The organism is Enterobacter sp. BIGb0383, assembly GCF_003751845.1.
Lineage (GTDB): Bacteria > Pseudomonadota > Gammaproteobacteria > Enterobacterales > Enterobacteriaceae > BIGb0383.
Genome location: NZ_RJKQ01000001.1, coordinates 1,445,738 through 1,461,608, shown reverse-complemented (window position 1 = coordinate 1,461,608; position 15,871 = coordinate 1,445,738). Strand labels below are relative to the sequence as shown.

11 protein-coding genes are annotated in these 15,871 nt (G+C 58.4%); 5 read left to right on the top strand and 6 right to left on the bottom strand.

Annotated features, from left to right (window positions below):
* The first annotated feature begins 6 nt into the window (after positions 1-6).
* From menB to menE, 3 genes are read left to right on the top strand one after another with little or no spacing between them, the layout of a single operon-like run.
* Entirely contained in the window at positions 7-864 is an 858-nt protein-coding gene (gene menB / locus EDF81_RS06895; protein WP_123347342.1) for a 1,4-dihydroxy-2-naphthoyl-CoA synthase, read from the top strand.
* A gap of 1 nt (position 865) precedes the next feature.
* A complete protein-coding gene (gene menC, locus EDF81_RS06890) occupies positions 866-1,831 on the top strand; it encodes an o-succinylbenzoate synthase (RefSeq protein WP_123347341.1) in 966 nt (321 codons plus the stop codon).
* The gene (menE, locus tag EDF81_RS06885; RefSeq protein WP_123347340.1) at positions 1,828-3,195 is read left to right on the top strand and encodes an o-succinylbenzoate--CoA ligase; all 1,368 of its coding nucleotides are present in this window, start codon (positions 1,828-1,830) and stop codon (positions 3,193-3,195) included. Before menC ends, menE begins: the two co-directional genes overlap by 4 nt.
* Before the next feature lie 4 nt (positions 3,196-3,199).
* On the opposite strand, the gene nudI is transcribed toward menE, so the two are convergent.
* The gene (gene nudI / locus EDF81_RS06880) at positions 3,200-3,625 is read right to left on the bottom strand and encodes a nucleoside triphosphatase NudI (RefSeq protein ID WP_123347339.1); all 426 of its coding nucleotides are present in this window, start codon (positions 3,623-3,625) and stop codon (positions 3,200-3,202) included.
* Positions 3,626-3,774: 149 nt separating this feature from the next.
* On the opposite strand from nudI, the gene EDF81_RS06875 reads away from it, so the two are divergent.
* On the top strand, positions 3,775-4,317 hold the full coding sequence (locus EDF81_RS06875; RefSeq protein WP_123347338.1) for a YfaZ family outer membrane protein: 543 nt from the start codon (positions 3,775-3,777) through the stop codon (positions 4,315-4,317).
* 97 nt (positions 4,318-4,414) lie between these two features.
* Positions 4,415-5,614: a nicotinamide mononucleotide deamidase-related protein YfaY gene (locus tag EDF81_RS06870; RefSeq protein ID WP_123347337.1), complete on the top strand. Its 1,200-nt coding sequence runs from the start codon at positions 4,415-4,417 to the stop codon at positions 5,612-5,614.
* 58 nt (positions 5,615-5,672) lie between these two features.
* Here the strand turns inward: EDF81_RS06870 and EDF81_RS06865 are convergent, their stop codons facing one another.
* The 5 genes from EDF81_RS06865 to glpA form a co-directional block, all read right to left on the bottom strand.
* Positions 5,673-6,029: a DUF596 domain-containing protein gene (locus tag EDF81_RS06865; protein ID WP_123347336.1), complete on the bottom strand. Its 357-nt coding sequence runs from the start codon at positions 6,027-6,029 to the stop codon at positions 5,673-5,675.
* Entirely contained in the window at positions 6,026-11,551 is a 5,526-nt protein-coding gene (locus EDF81_RS06860; RefSeq protein ID WP_123347335.1) for a hemagglutinin repeat-containing protein, read from the bottom strand. The genes EDF81_RS06865 and EDF81_RS06860 overlap by 4 nt, the downstream gene beginning before the upstream one ends.
* Positions 11,552-11,756: 205 nt before the next feature.
* Complete coding sequence (gene glpC / locus EDF81_RS06855) at positions 11,757-12,950, bottom strand: anaerobic glycerol-3-phosphate dehydrogenase subunit GlpC (RefSeq protein WP_123347334.1); 1,194 nt, start codon at positions 12,948-12,950, stop codon at positions 11,757-11,759.
* Entirely contained in the window at positions 12,947-14,200 is a 1,254-nt protein-coding gene (gene glpB, locus EDF81_RS06850) for a glycerol-3-phosphate dehydrogenase subunit GlpB (protein ID WP_123347333.1), read from the bottom strand. Before glpB ends, glpC begins: the two co-directional genes overlap by 4 nt.
* Positions 14,190-15,815 (bottom strand): anaerobic glycerol-3-phosphate dehydrogenase subunit A, encoded by a 1,626-nt coding sequence (glpA, locus tag EDF81_RS06845; protein WP_123347332.1) that lies wholly within the window; start codon positions 15,813-15,815, stop codon positions 14,190-14,192. Before glpA ends, glpB begins: the two co-directional genes overlap by 11 nt.
* Positions 15,816-15,871 lie beyond the last annotated feature (56 nt).

The following is a 15,871-nucleotide window of genomic DNA, read 5'->3' as shown; positions in this document are numbered from 1 at the left end:
CACACTATGCTCTATCCTGATGAATCCATGCTGTATGCACCCGTTGAGTGGCTCGACTGTTCCGAAGGCTACAGCGATATCCGCTACCAGAAATCCACCGACGGTATCGCCAAAATCACCATCAACCGCCCGCAGGTGCGTAACGCATTCCGCCCGCTGACGGTTAAAGAGATGATCGATGCCATGAACGATGCCCGCTACGATGACAATATCGGGGTTATCGTGCTGACCGGCGAAGGCGATCAGGCCTTCTGTGCCGGCGGCGATCAGAAGGTGCGCGGCGACTACGGCGGCTATCAGGATGACTCCGGCGTCCATCACCTCAACGTGCTCGACTTCCAGCGTCAGATCCGCACGCTTCCGAAGCCGGTTGTGGCGATGGTCGCGGGTTACTCCATCGGCGGCGGTCACGTGCTGCATATGATGTGCGATCTGACCATTGCGGCTGAGAACGCGATTTTCGGCCAGACCGGCCCGAAAGTCGGCTCCTTCGACGGCGGCTGGGGCGCGTCCTATATGGCGCGTATCGTTGGACAGAAAAAAGCGCGTGAGATCTGGTTCCTCTGCCGTCAGTACGATGCAAAACAGGCGCTGGATATGGGCCTGGTCAACACGGTTGTTCCGCTGGCGGATCTGGAAAAAGAGACCGTACGCTGGTGCCGTGAAATGCTGCAGAACAGCCCGATGGCGCTGCGCTGCCTGAAAGCAGCCCTTAACGCCGACTGCGACGGCCAGGCCGGTCTGCAGGAGCTGGCGGGTAACGCCACCATGCTGTTCTATATGACCGAAGAGGGTCAGGAAGGGCGCAACGCCTTCAACCAGAAGCGTCAGCCGGACTTCAGCAAATTTAAACGGAATCCGTAAGATGCGTCGGGCGCAGGTTTACCGCTGGCAAATCCCGATGGATGCGGGCGTGGTGCTGCGCGAGCGGCGCCTGAAAACCCGCGACGGACTCTTTGTTCACCTGAGCGAAAATGGCAGGGAAGGCTGGGGCGAAGTGGCCCCGCTTCCCGGTTTTAGCCAGGAGACGCTGCAGGACGCCCAGGGTGCGGTGCTGGCCTGGGTCGATGCGTGGCTGGCAGGGCAGGAGGGCGACTGGCCGTCCGAGCCCTCCGCCGCTTTTGGCCTGAGCTGTGCGCTGGCGGAGTTGCAGGAGACGCTGCCCCAGGCGGCGGACTATCGTGCTGCCCCCCTGTGTACCGGTGACCCGGACGAGCTGTTTGCCGCGCTTGCCGCTATGCCTGGCGAGAAGGTGGCGAAGGTCAAAGTCGGCCTGTACGAAGCCGTGCGCGACGGGATGGTGGTCAACCTGCTCCTGGAGGCGATCCCCGATCTGCGTCTGCGTCTCGATGCAAACCGCGCCTGGACGCCGCTAAAGGCGCAGCAGTTTGCGAAGTATGTTAATCCGGACTATCGCTCGCGCATTGCCTTTATCGAAGAGCCGTGCCGGACCCGGGACGACTCCCGCGCCTTTGCGCAGGAGACCGGGATCGCTATCGCCTGGGACGAAAGTCTGCGCGAGGCGGATTTCCGCTTTGCCGCCGAACCGGGCCTGAGCGCGGTGGTGATTAAGCCGACGCTGACCGGCTGCCTGGAGCGGGTACGCGAGCAGGTGACGGCGGCGCATGCGCTGGGTCTGACGGCGGTGATTAGCTCGTCGATCGAATCCAGCCTTGGCCTGACGCAGCTGGCGCGCATCGCGGCCTGGCTGACGCCGCAGACCATTCCAGGGCTGGATACGCTGAATCTGATGCAGACCCAGCTGGTGCGGCGCTGGCCTGACAGCCCGCTGCCGTGCGCGGAATTAACCTCTCTGGAGCGGCTGCGATGACGTTCAGTGACTGGCCATGGCGCGAATGGAGACAGCGTGGTGCGGACAGAACGGCCCTGCGTCTGAATGAGATCACCCTAAGCTGGCGCGCCCTGTGCCAGCAGCTTGACGGCCTGGCGGCGGGTTTTTACGCCCAGGGCGTGCGTGACGGTGACGGCGTGATGCTGCGGGCCGCGAACGGACCGCAGACGCTGCTCGCCTGGCTGGCATTATTGCAGTGCGGAGCGCGGGTTCTGCCGGTGAATCCGCAGCTGCCGGAGAGTTTGCTGGCGACGCTGCTGCCGTCGCTTAGCCTGCGTCATGCCCTGACGCTGGAAGATGACACGCCGTGCCCGGATTTACATCCCCTTATTTTACAGCCGCTGACGACGGCCTACGCCGTTGACTGGCAGCCGGATCGCCTGGCTTCAATGACCCTGACCTCCGGTTCGACGGGGCTGCCTAAGGCGGCGGTGCACAGCGGTCGTGCTCATCTGTCCAGCGCCGAAGGCGTGCTGGCGCTGATCCCCTACGCCGGGGATGATGACTGGCTGCTGTCGCTGCCCCTGTTTCACGTGTCGGGCCAGGGCATCCTCTGGCGCTGGCTACAGGCCGGTGCGCGCTTAACCGTGCGTGACAGGCAGCCGCTGGCGCAGGCTCTTGCCGGTTGTACTCACGCATCGCTGGTGCCGACTCAGCTCTGGCGCCTGCTGAATGACCCGGCCCGCATCTCCCTGAAGGCCGTCCTGCTGGGCGGCGCGGCGATCCCGGTGGAATTGACAAACGAGGCGCAGGCCAGAGGCATTCGCAGTTTTTGTGGCTACGGTCTGACCGAGTTTGCCTCGACGGTCTGTGCCAAAGAGGCGGACGGTGAAGCCGATGTCGGCGCGGTGCTGCCGGGTCGGGAGCTGCGTATCGTCGAGGGTGAAGTCTGGCTGCGGGCGCAAAGCCTGGCGGCGGGCTACTGGCGTGACGGTGGGCTGGTGCCCCTGGTTAACGAGCAGGGCTGGTTTGCGACCCGCGATCGCGGCGAAATTCGCAACGGCAGGCTAACGATTATTGGTCGGATGGATAACCTGTTCTTCAGCGGTGGGGAAGGGATCCAGCCGGAGGAGGTTGAGCGAGTGATAGCCACGCATCCTCTGGTCCGCCAGCTGTTTATTGTGCCGATTGACGATGCGGAATTCGGCCAGCGCCCGGTGGCGGTACTGGACGCCGAGCCTGAGCTGGATCTCAGCGAGCTGGCCGCATGGGCAAGTGAGCGGCTGGCGCGTTTTCAACTGCCGATCCACTGGCTGCCACTGCCGGAGGCGCTAACAAACGGCGGTATTAAAGTTTCTCGCCGGGCGCTACAGCAGTGGGTTCACAGCGTTTCCGTCGCCTGATGGCTCAAAGCAGCCCTTTTAAGCTGAGGGTCTCGCGGGTGGCGACGTTAAGGTCATACTGCGGCAGGTCCTGCGGGCTAACCCAGGCGAAGTCCTGAAACTCGTCGTTAATTTCAACGTCCCGATTTTCGCTGACGCAGTCAAAGATCAGGTAGATCATGGCGATCTCTTCTTTACTGCCGTCGGCATAGGTTTTGATTCTGATGTCATCCCTGAAGGTCCAGGGGGTGATGCTGGCAAAGCGCAGTTTCTCACCCAGCTCTTCGCGGACCTCCCGGCGCAGGGCCTCTTCAATTCGCTCCCCCGGCTCCACGCCGCCGCCTGACAGCGCCCACTGTCCGGGAAACACGCCGCGATCGTCGGCCATTTTGCACAGCAGATAATGACCGTCGTTCTGGATAAGCGGGCACACAATAGTCCTTTGACGCATGGGGTTAATCCTTGTGAAGTGAAGGGGTTTTAGAGTAGCAGAAATAAAGAGAAAAGCAGGCCTTTTAACCGATTGAATAATTTACTTTCAAGGGTACAATCCACCCCGTTCGGGGCATTGCCCCTTTTTTCTTGCGCGGATGAGTAAAAATGAAAAAAGCTGTTGTTGCAGGACTGACTGGCCTGCTGCTGGTATCCGGCGCCGCTAACGCGGTCAGTTTCAATGGTCAGGTGGGCAAAGACTACACCAACTTTGGCTTTGGCGCGGGTACCGAGAGCTCCGGTCTGGCGCTGAGCGGTAACTGGGCGCATAACGATGACGATGGCGACATCGTGGGTCTGGGTCTGGGCTTCAATATTCCGCTGGGTCCGATGATGGCTACCGTAGGCGGTAAAGGTGTTTACCTGAACCCGGACGTGGGCAGTGAAGGCTACGCGGCAGCGGTCGGCGGTGGCTTACAGTGGCAGATGATGGACAGCCTGCGCCTGTTCGGCGAGTACTACTACTCCCCGGATTCCCTCTCCAGCGGCGTGAAAGACTACACCGAAGCCAATGCCGGTGCGCGCTACACCATTATGCGTCCGCTGAGCATTGAAGCAGGTTACCGCTATATCAACCTGAGCGGTAAAGAAGGCAAACGCGATAACAAGGTTGCCGACGGTCCGTACGTGGGCGTCAGCGCTAGCTTCTGATTTATCGGGCGTGGCACGCTGCCGCGCCCGTTTTTTCCCTCCGCGAACGTCCCCCCATACGCTATAGTAAGTCGTCTTCTTTATGCTGGAGAAAATGATGATAACAGTGGAGATGCTGTCCACCGGCGACGAAGTTTTACATGGACAAATAACCGATACCAATGCCGCCTGGCTGGCCGATTACTTTTTTAATCAGGGACTGCCGCTGGCGCGTCGAAACACCGTAGGCGATAAGCTCGACGATCTGGTCGCCATTTTGCGCGAACGAAGCCTGCATGCCGATGTGCTGATCGTGAACGGCGGCCTCGGGCCGACCAGCGACGATCTCAGCGCGCTGGCGGCGGCAACGGCCAAAGGCGAAGGCCTGGTACTGCATGAAGCCTGGCTTGCGCAGATGGAGCAGTTCTTTAGCGAGCGCGGCCGCGTGATGGCGCCGAGCAACCGCAAGCAGGCGGAAATTCCCGCCAGCGCCGAGCTGGTCGATAACCCGGTCGGCACCGCCTGTGGCTTTGCCGTCCGGCTTAACCGCTGCCTGATGTTCTTTACCCCTGGCGTGCCGTCAGAATTTAAGGTGATGGTGGAAAAAGAGATCCTGCCGCGTCTGCAGCAGCGTTTCGATCTGCCTTCGCCGCCGCTCTGTCTGCGCCTCACCACCTTTGGCCGTTCGGAAAGCGATCTGGCGCAGAGCCTGGATTCACTGCCAATGCCGCCGGGCGTAACCCTCGGCTACCGCTCTTCAATGCCGATTATTGAGCTGAAACTCACCGGTCCGGCAGAGCAGCGCCAGGCGATGGAAGCTTTGTGGCCGGAAGTGAAAAAGGTCGCGGGCGAAAGCCTGATTTTCGAAGGCACCGAAGGTCTGCCCGCGCAGATTGCGCAGCAGCTCCAGGATCGCCAGCTGGGCCTGACGCTCAGCGAGCAGTTCACCGGAGGACTGCTGGCTCTGCAGCTCTCCCGCGCCGGTGCACCGCTGCTGGCCAGCGAAGTGGTGCCGTCTCAGGACGAAACTCTGGCGCAAACTGCCCACTGGGCCGCGGACCGTCGCAGCAACCATTTTGCCGGGCTGGCGCTCTCCATTACCGGACTCGCCGACGACCATCTGAACTTTGCCCTGGCAACAGCGGAAGGCACCTGGGCGCTGCGGGTGAAGTTCAACACCACCCGCTACAGCCTTCCGGTTCGTCAGGAAGTCTGCGCCATGATGGCGCTGAATATGCTGCGCCGCTGGTTTAACGGCCGGGATATCGTCAGCGAACACGGCTGGATTAACGTGGTGGAGTCGCTGAGGCTGGAGTAATGCTTATCGGGAAGCGAAGGCGCTTCCCGATGTTTTCAGGTGTAAAAATATTCCCGGATTAAGTCCACTCAAGAGAGCCGTCTTCAAGTACCCATACAGCACCACCAGGGCAAACCTCATCAAAGAACCAGATGCCATCCTCCATTTCTTCTTCTGTTTTTGGCAACGCCTGGCGGAAGCGTTCAACCTGTTCATCAACGCTCCCCTCCAGGAACTTACCGTGCTTGGCAAGCTTAATACGGCCATCATTTAAAAGACGTTTTAATGCCCATAAAAATATTTCCCTCCTGTCAGTAAAGCTAAAGCCGGTAGGGCAAGGCTCCGGAACTGAATAACACAGAATGGCATCAAGCGTTTGTCCTTGAGCTGCATCCGCTAGTTCTTTATATTCTATTTCACTTAGCTCGTGAATCATTTGAATTTAATCTCCACGCGTGAGTATTTATTACCTAACTCAGTTAGTTTCCGGCTGTTACGTATATCTATGGTCCAACGAGCTCCAGTTTGAGCTTCAGATGTCGACACATTTCTGAGTGTTAACACCGAGCCATCTGATAATTTAGACGTATAGATCCCCGATCTCACTTCCTTCAGCGGTGTTTCACCTGCCAGTTGCTGAGCATATTTATAGATCTGTTGATCGGTAAGGTTCTGGCTTTCAAACACCTTCGTTGTGCCGTAATTATTACTCACCTCGCCTTGACGGATTGTCTGACCATCTATATTCAGATTTTGCGATGCATTGCTCTTGTCATAAAGCTTGCTCAGCTCATCAAAATGCTCTTTCTGCTGTTTAACAGTCTCACTGTTGCGCTCATTCTCCTCATCCTGAGGTTCCCAGCCGCCCGGTGTACCCGATCCCGCCCCACCGAGCTCAGCCTTCTCCGTGTCTGTCAGATTTGCTCCGGCATTTGGCCCGGCGTTGCTGCTGGCACTGTCACCGTTCTGCTGTGCCATAACCACCGCCATGATGACACAACTCGGATTTTCCAGACAGGCTGCGCTCAGTCCTTTCTTTACCGCTTTTGTCAGCGCCAGCGCTGCCTGCTCGTTTGCGCCGCCTTCACCGGCTTCGGCTATAGCCGCTGAGTTCAGTAGCTCTAGCGCCAGCATCCGCTGCAACATACCCATGCTGGCCATATTATTGCTGATTTCATTCTGGCCTGCCTGCGCCCCGGCTAAGGCATCACCCGGGTTATCTCCGGTGAGCCCGCCAGCCAAACCCGCAGCCAGGCTTCCCAGAGCCACCAGCGTCTGCTTCTGTTCTTCGCTCAGTTGGCTCACCGGAACGTCACCGTACAGCGCCTTTTTGATGGCTTCCCCCATCAGCGCCGTGGTGGCTGCCCCTGCCGCGCCAGCGGCGGCTGTGTTACCCTGTGCCGCCGCTATCACTCCGGCTACCGCCGCATGGGCGATTACGCGGCTGGCTTCATCCGGCGCGTACTGTTTAATCACTTCTGCCAGATAAGGTGCCGCTGCGCCACTCGCCGCCTGAGCGATATTTCCACCCGCCAGCCCCTGTATTGCCGCCGTTGCCGCCTGGATGCCCTGCTGGATGGCGCTACCGGTGCCAAACTTCTGTATTTCAGCCAGGTAGATATCGGTTTTTCTCAGCGCGTCAGGACTCAGACCCGGATATTTCTCTTTTGCGGCATTCAGACCGTTGATATCTCCCTGCGTCCGCGCAATATCCCCGATCTGGGCCCCGATTTCCCCTATCAGCTGTAGCGTCTGTAATCGCTTTTGTTCCTTTTCCAGATCAAAGATGGGTGAAAGCTGCTGGTTAGCATTGGCGACATCCTGGCTTAGGGTGGCGATAGCCTGCAGTTGGGTCTCTGGTGCCGTAATGGTCAGCAGAGCAGGGGAGAGTGCGGCGCGGGTCCAACTGCTGGCCTGGTCACTGCCGCCGCCCACGCTACCGCCGCCGCCTCCGGTGCCTGCGCCGATCGCGGACTGCTGCGTCTCATAGCTGGCAGAATTCAGAATATCGCGCCAGCCCAGCGTTTTTGTCAGCAGGCGGTTATCTTCCGTGCCCGCCCGGGAGGCGATCACGGCCCCGTCCAGCCAGCTGTGGCCCTGCACCTCAATATCAAACCCTGCCGACCCGGCGTAAATTCCGGTTTGTTCGACAACACTCAGGTAGTCACTATTTATCCGCTGGCTGCTGGCGCTGAGGCTTGCCGATCCTCCTGCACCAAACACGGCGACGCTCATATTGCCGCTGATGCTGTCCTGCTTCGCTTCATAGCTATCGCTGTCCTGCAGGCTGGTCATACTGAGGCGGTTTCCCGCCCTGACGACAACTTTATCACCGCTGACCTGGGCGCCAATCAGGGCGATATCCTTCCCGGCACGCAGTTCCACCTGATTGCCACTGTTCACCAGCGTTTCAATCATCTCCGTGGTGCTGCCGTTCTCTTTGCCTTTGCTGTAGTTCGCGCCTGCCGTTACGCTAAATCCGCTGCTCTGTCCCAGGCCAAAACTGATGCCCACGCTACCGCCAGAGCTGCTGTTCTTACTGCTGTTCTTGTGGGTACTGGCCGCTGCGGCCAGCAGCAGATGATGACCAGCCTCCAGCGCGATATCGCCGCCTGCCGTTAACCGGCTGCCGGCAATCAGCAAATTATTATCAGCGACGATCCAGGTTTCGTCGCCGCTGCTGATTTCTGAACGGTTAACAATGCTGGAAGTATCCCGGCGCTCCATGACCGATTTTTGCTGGCCCAGGGAGGCCGAGATGCCGACCATGCTGGCAGCCGGTTCACTGGCGTTGGCGGCAGCGGACTGGGCCACCTGGACCCCGGAAAGTATTGTCTGTAAGCCGCGAAGTGCTGACACCCGGTTTAACCCCGCCTCCCTGACAGAATGGACGGTGTTTAACGCGCTGGTGATGGCATTGACGAGGGTGCCTGAAAGCGCAAACGTCAGTCCCCGAACGCTGTGCTCCAGCCGCTCATAGCGCTGCAGATCGTCCCGCCCCGGCTGAATCTGGATGTTACGGGCAAAGAGGGCGAGCTTCCGGGCGGCAATCATATCGGCCCCGGTTAGTTCAGCCTGGCCACCGGCATTAATGGTCACGTCTCCGGCAGTGCTGCCGAGCGTACTCAGGCTCTGACTCTGTGTGATGCCGTTTTCTTCCACCTTATGGCGGGAGGATTTTTTGCCGATAGTAAAACCGAAAGTTCCCCCGCTAAAGATCCCGCTTTTACTGACGTTTTCGATGCGTATACTGGAAAATTCTTCATCGGCGGCGGCCAGGGAGACGTCATTGACCGCGTTGATCAGCAGTGCGCTGTCGCCGATCAGCGCAGAGCCGGTCATCTTCAGATCGTTTGCGGCATAGACAGAGAGCGTATCTGCGCTTAGCAGGGTGCCCTTTTCCAGCGTGGCGTAGTCTTCATAAAGGGTTTGCTGACGGGTTGAAGAGAGAATATTGCTTGATGCGGTATTTTTCTCATAAAAATAGTAATCGCTCTCCGTCGCACTCTCCAGATGAATATTCTCTCCTGACGCCAGACCAATGCTGCCTTTGGCCTCCAGTTTTGCAGCCTGCAGGGAAAGACTTCCCCCGCTGGTTAAGCTGATATTCCGGGCGCTGGTTAATTCGGTACTCGCCTGGCGAATATAATGCTCTTCTTGCTGTTGTGTATAATCACTGCTGCGTTTGTAATCTTCCGCCTGTACCGTATTAAGATGGATCGCCTTTGTGGACGCCAGCGTGATATCTCTTCCGGCAATCAATGTGCTGGCGTGAGTGATGATATCCGCCCCGGCATCAAGAATAATATCGCGAGCGCTGGTGACTAACGTTATGCCGTTTTCAATCCAGTGCTGGGTGCTGTCGAGATATTTATGATTTTTGGTGTCATTCTCACTGACCAGCGAGATACCCTCAGTGGCATAAAGCTTCACATCCCCGGTGGCGGAAAGCTTAACGGCCGTGGCGTTAAGATTTCCTGATGCGTTAAGCCAAAGCGCACCACCCGCCGATAACTCGGTGGGGAACCAGCGCTCATAATATTCCTTGTTAGCATCGTCGCCATAGTACCGGGAAATACCGTTGAGAGTCATATCTCTGGCAGAGGAAAAAGAGAGCGTGTTATCAGCGTTAAATTTACCGCCGGTGATATAAAGTTCTTCGGCATTAATCGCCAGATCCCGGCCAGTGAAGTTAGCGCCGTGAAACTGGTATCGGGTCATGATATCGGAGGTGTAAAAATCCGAGTTGCCTGACAGCGCCAGCATGCCTGCCGCGTTAATATTGATGCTTTCTTTAGCCTCTATGTTTGTGGAATATAATACCGCATAGTCGCCGAAGGTGAAGTCCAGGCTGCCGCCGCTTTTTATGTCAGAATATCCGACATAATAATCCTCATAAAAACCGGATGTTCCTCTGTCGCCAGAGGATCCATGGTAGCCTTCGCCTGCGCTGTCGAAATTGTTTGCGCGAAAACTGACGTTGCCACCGGCATCCATCTGCACATGACGAATGCGCATATTATCATTTGCCGTCAAAGCGATATTGCCCTGACCGGACAGCCGCGGCCTGATCCACTTCGCAGTCCAGGTATCTGGTTCCGGGTCATTTTCAGTCCAGTTTACGCGATCCTTGATCGTGATATCGTCTGCCTGGATAGCGATATGCCGACCTGCTTTGATCTCCGGAGGGATTGCGTCATCAGAGTCCGAGTACAGAGAAAAGTACCCCCCATGTATATTAATATCCCCTTGCTCTGTCGTTAATTTCCCGCCTGAAACGACGACGCTATTGCGCTCCTCGTCGGATTTCGGCCCGATAGTGATATTTTTCCGGGCGGAAAAATGGCTTTTTTCTGCATTAAGATCGCCATTAATAATGATGTCGTTGCCACTTTGATAAGTACTATTTTCACTGCTGAGCGATGCATGGATAGTTAAATCGTTACCAGACTGCACCTGCGCATTCTCTACCTGAAGAGACTCGCCAGACAGTTGAATATCTCCTCCGGCCTGGTGGTTTCCCTGCAATCTGATATCGTCGGACTGAACCCGCAAATCTGCCTTCGCGGCGGCATTATTCAGTACCAGCTGACCATTACTTTTCAGCTCGATATTTCCCTGGCTGGCCACCAGGTTCGCCAGGTTCACGCCCACGCCTTTTTCACTGGCAACCAGTCTGATCCGGTGGCTGTACATACCTCCCAATGCCCCCGTATCGATAGCCACCTGAATGTCACCCTCTGCAGTCTCCAGCGGTATAATTTGCCTGTCAGCCGTTACGCGGTTGCTGCCGAGGATCACCGTCGTATCCTTACCGTTGAGTTGGGCATTGAGTTCAGCTGCACGAGCGATCAGTGCCAGTTTGTCACTCTGGCTGGCATCCAGCCCTTTTCCTTCCAGTAAAATCGTGCCCTGTTTAACCTCCAGAGCCTGCAACTCTCCATTCTGTCCCCACTCAGGTTTGCCGGTGGTCAGGACAACGCGTGGGGTATTGATAAAGCCGCAGCCGTTGCAGGTAATACCATAGGGGTTTGCGACCACAACGCTGGCGGCCGTTCCGGCGACCTCAAGATAGCCCTTCAGCTGTGAACGATTGCCGGAAACCACCTCATTAACAATCCCTGAGGCGGCATTTCCTGCCGCCAGATGAGGGTTGGCGGCAATGCTGCCCGCCAGCCGCGTTTGGGCGGATTGCCCGGCGGCGTTATTAAGGATCGCACCCTGTTGCTCAACGTTGAACTGGTGATACTGGTTATGAGAGATCCCCGCCTGATTCGGCGGGGCAATATTAATCACGGGGACGCCGCCGGGCGTCTGATTGATTTGCGTATTACCTGCTGCGACCTGAATCGACTCCCCGGCGTAACATAAAACCGTTTGTCCCGGTAAAATCGAATAAAGCAGGATGGCAAGCGGGGCGTGTTTTGTTTTCAACCGGTGGTGTTTTTTTATGTTCATCCCTGTTCTCCTGAGCACGCTTATTCCACGCGCCATTAAGGCACATCAAGAAAACTCCCTTTGTGATTGAAAAGACTTTTTATTATTAATCAGAATATTAGGGTGGGGTCACAAGGTTTGATAACAAACGCAACACTTTCGCAAAGTGGCGGGTGCGATGCCGGGCATGTTTTCCGGCATCGCGTGAACGTTAAAAAGACAGAGGTTAGCTAAGCGCCTGCGCCAGCAAAGAGATCGGATGTTCACAGCGTTTGCTGGTGGACATCTCGATCTGCCATTTGCAGGTTTCGCAGTCCGTCACCACCAGATCCGCGTCGCTCTCTTCAATCTGCTGAAACAGCGGGGCGCCTATTGCCTGCGAGGTGGGGTAGTTCTCCGATTTAAACCCGTAGGTACCGGCGATACCGCAGCACTGTGAGTCCAGCACCTGTAGCTGCAGGCCGGGGATCTGGCGCAGCAGCGTCAGGGTGTAGAGCGTCCAGCCCATTTTCTCCATATGACAGGGCGTGTGATAGACCACCTTCAGCGGCAGCGGGCGCAGCGGGAGCGTTTTGCCCGCGTCGAGCTGACGCCAGATCCAGCGGGTGGCCAGTTCGATGTTATCGCGCAGATCGTGATTATCGACATCGAGCAGATGCGGGTACTCATCGCGCAGGGTGAAGGTACAGGTCGATGAGGTCGCCAGCACCGTCATATTCTTGTCGATAATGGCCTCGCGCAGTGAGGCCACGTTGCCGGTCGCCTGTTTACGCGCTTTCTCCGTAAAGCCGTTGGCAATCAGCGGCACGCCGCAGCACTTCTCTTTATTTAACAGCTGTACGCCCACGCCCAGGGCGTTGATCACCCGCAGCAGATCCTTGCCGAGCTGGGGATGGTTGTAGTTGACGTAGCAGCCGTGAAAAAAGGCAACCTGCTCGCTAAACTGCGCCTGCTGCGCGGCCTCGCGGCGATACCAGCGGCGGAATGTGCCGCCGGAGGCATATTTCGGCAGGCTGCGGCGATGGTCTATCTTGAGGGCCATATCGAGCAGTCGACGTACCGGTTTTAGTCCGGTTGCGGCGTTAACCAGCGGGGCGAACGGCGTGGAGACGCTGCCCATCAGATCCGTATGACTGAGGATCGCGTTGCGCAGGGAAGGCGTGTGTTTTTCATGTCTGGCGCGGGCGCGCTGAATAATGTCGCCGATTTTGACATCAGACGGGCAGGCGACCTCGCAGCGTTTGCAGTTGATACAGTATTTCAGCGCCTCATCATAGAGTGCGCCATCCTTCAGACGCAGACGTTCGCCGTCGGGACCGGCCTGCTTCGGGCCGGGATAGCGGGGATTGACGCGACTCACCGGGCAGGCGGTGGTACAGACCGTGCATTTAATGCAGCTTTCAAAACGGGTGTCGTTCATTGTGCGCCTCCGGCGACGATCTGCTGTGCCACATGCAGGGCGGTGACGGCACAAACGCCGCCGCCGCAGCCCTGAGCAACAGGGTCAAATCCCCCCAGCACCGCGCCGGTGGCAAACAGATTATTAAAGCGCTGACCCTGCAGCGCCGGACGCAGGCTGGCATCGGTTGTCACGCCGAACTGCTGCCAGGGCTGGGGCTGAAAGAAATCGCTGTGATACCAGTCGGCGCGGGATGCGGACTGCATCACATCCAGCCCCAGTACCGTTTCGCGGATGCCTTCGCGGCTGGCGATCAGGCCATTGCTGAAAAAGCTGCCGCTGGCCAGCACCGTAAAGCGCGGGCGCAGGGCAATATCGCCGTGGTTGCGGGTGCGCACGGCCGCTACCTCGCCATGCTGATGTTCTAGATGAGTGACTTCATCTCCCGCCATCCAGATCCCGCCGGTTTTAATAAACTGACGCTGAAGCTGAGTATGGATACGCATGCCGGGCACCGACGGCGGCAGCGTGGGCAGCAGGAACAGAGGGCAGGGGAGCTCGCGTTGTAGCCAGTTAAATAGCCGGTAGTCGTTCAGGCCAAAGCAGGCGGGCATAAACAGCGCGTCGGCCTCCTGAGTCAGCGGCAGCAGGGCGGCGCGCAGCACCGTCCACATGGCCTCGGTTTCCAGCAGGCGGGCAATATTTGCCGAGCGAAACTCGGTCGGGTTATCCCGCAGCACGTCCAGCTCCGGCAGGACGATCTCCGCCGTATCAACCCGTGCGCCTTCTTTCGCCAGCCCGGCCGCGGCGAGCTGCGGCTGAAAATCGGCAAAACCGCTAATGCCCACTATCCGAATACGCTGTCCTGCCAGTGAACCGACCGGCACCTCTGGCGGACTAAGCCAGGCCGCACGGCGCGTACCCAGCGGGGTAATGCGCTGATGAGGCTGCTCCGGCTGGCCGACCATCGGGATACCGCTTTCCACCAGCAGGCTCTGCGCCTGGCGGGCATAATCCATCACTTTATCGGTCCCGATACGGACGTAAGGATGTTCCGGGGCCTGTCGGGCGAGGATATGTAATCCCGCTGCGGTGTCGCTGACCGGCGTGCCGTCGGGCAGGGCAGAGAGTAAATCCAGCGAGCCGGACGCGAAAAACAGCCCGCTCTGTCCCCGGCTGACGATGGCGCAGCTTAGCCCGTGTTGATTAAGCGCCAGACCGCACAGCAGGCCGCTCAGGCCGCCACCGATAATCACCGCGTCAAATTTCATGCTGCTGCTCCTTTTCCAGACCGCACAGGCCTTGCCAGACCCAGCGGGTAAATTCACTTTCGCGCAGGGTATCGCCCCAGGCAACGGGCTGGATCCCTTTCCAGCGCTCATTTAAAAAGTCCGACAGCTGGTCGATAGACTGGGCGGGCGTGGTGACCTGCAGGGTATTGAGCATACCGGCGGCGCGGCAGGCGCACAGTTCTCCCTGGCAGGTGCCCATCCCGATGCGGGTCCGGCGGCGTAGGTCGGAGAGGGTGTTGACCGCCAGATTCTCAACCGCGTATTTGACCTCTCCGGCGGTGACCGCTTCACATTCACAAATCAGGCTACGGGACTGGCGCGAATCGCCAATCCAGGCCGGCGTACGGTCACCGTGTCGCCAGACCGCCGATCCGCGCAGGGGCGTGGGCAGGGAGATAATTCGCTTCAGGGTCTTCTCCGTCTCCTCCTGCGAACCGGGCAGCGGCTGGTCGGCGGTGACGCAGGCGTGGGTATTGCCCAGCTTGCGGCAGACGGCATCGGTGGCCCACTCCGCCATCAGGCGATAGGTCATCAGCTTTCCGCCGGTGATGGTAATAAACCCCTCCAGCCCGTCGCGGGAGGCGTGATCGAGCAGCACAATGCCGCGGCTGACGTTGCGACCGGTCGGGTCATCATCGCTGGCCACCAGCGGCCTGACCCCGGCATAGGCGCGCAGAATACGCGTTTTCGCCATGATCGGCGCCAGCTTTTCGCCTTCGCGCAGAAGGGTATCGACTTCGTCGGCGGTGACGCGATGGCTGTCGATATCGCGATAGTCAATATGGGTTGAGGTGGTGCCAATCAGGGAAATCGTATCGCCGGGCACCAGAATATCGGCGTCAGAGGGTTTGCGGCAGCGGTTAATCACATGCTGATTAATACGGTGATCGAGGATCAGCAGCGAGCCTTTTGCCGGGAACATCTTCACGCTCAAATCGGCATATTCAGCAATATGCTGGCCCCAGATCCCGGCGGCGTTTACCACTATCGGTGCAGAGAGGGCCATCGTTTCACCCGTCAGAGGATGCCGAACCCTGACGCCCTCGACGCGGTCGCCGGTGCGGATAAGACCGGTGACCTCGTGACCGGTGAGGATCGTCGCCCCGTGCTCGCGGGCATCGAGCATATTGGCGGCCGTAAGACGGAAGGGATCGACGGTGCCATCCGGGACTTTGATCGCGCCGACCAGCTGCGGGTTGATCTGCGGCTCCATCTGCAGCGCCAGCCGTGGGTCGATAGCCTCCGCGCTGATGCCTGCGGCTTCGCAGGCGCGAATAAAGGTGCTCTGAAAGGCGAGATCGTCCTCCGGGAGGGTAATAAAGAGGCCGTCCGTCGCCTCAATGCAGTGGCGGGCGATTCGCTTGAGGATCTGGTTCTCACTGATACATTCCCGTGCGGATTCGCCGTCGGTCACCGCATAGCGTGCGCCGCTGTGCAGTAGGCCGTGGTTGCGCCCGGTGGCGCCGGTGGCAATATCATGGCGTTCCAGCAGGGTGACCCGCAGCCCTCGCAGGGCGCAGTCTCGCGCAATTCCGGCACCGGTCGCGCCCCCGCCAATGATAATCACATCGCTTTCCAGCGCTCGACTTTGCATTTGTACTCCCTCACTCCATCACTTTTGCGCAGTTAACCATACAAAAAGCATGGAAT

Excerpts from the sequence above, each read along its gene's own strand:
- menE (WP_123347340.1), top strand. The coding sequence starts at position 1,828 with ATGACGTTCAGTGACTGGCCATGGCGCGAATGGAGACAGCGTGGTGCG.
- EDF81_RS06875 (WP_123347338.1), top strand. The coding sequence starts at position 3,775 with ATGAAAAAAGCTGTTGTTGCAGGACTGACTGGCCTGCTGCTGGTATCC.
- glpC (WP_123347334.1), bottom strand. The coding sequence starts at position 12,950 with ATGAACGACACCCGTTTTGAAAGCTGCATTAAATGCACGGTCTGTACC.
- nudI (WP_123347339.1), bottom strand. The coding sequence starts at position 3,625 with ATGCGTCAAAGGACTATTGTGTGCCCGCTTATCCAGAACGACGGTCAT.
- glpA (WP_123347332.1), bottom strand. The coding sequence starts at position 15,815 with ATGCAAAGTCGAGCGCTGGAAAGCGATGTGATTATCATTGGCGGGGGC.
- EDF81_RS06860 (WP_123347335.1), bottom strand. The coding sequence starts at position 11,551 with ATGAACATAAAAAAACACCACCGGTTGAAAACAAAACACGCCCCGCTT.
- glpB (WP_123347333.1), bottom strand. The coding sequence starts at position 14,200 with ATGAAATTTGACGCGGTGATTATCGGTGGCGGCCTGAGCGGCCTGCTG.
- EDF81_RS06870 (WP_123347337.1), top strand. The coding sequence starts at position 4,415 with ATGATAACAGTGGAGATGCTGTCCACCGGCGACGAAGTTTTACATGGA.
- menC (WP_123347341.1), top strand. The coding sequence starts at position 866 with ATGCGTCGGGCGCAGGTTTACCGCTGGCAAATCCCGATGGATGCGGGC.
- EDF81_RS06865 (WP_123347336.1), bottom strand. The coding sequence starts at position 6,029 with ATGATTCACGAGCTAAGTGAAATAGAATATAAAGAACTAGCGGATGCA.
- menB (WP_123347342.1), top strand. The coding sequence starts at position 7 with ATGCTCTATCCTGATGAATCCATGCTGTATGCACCCGTTGAGTGGCTC.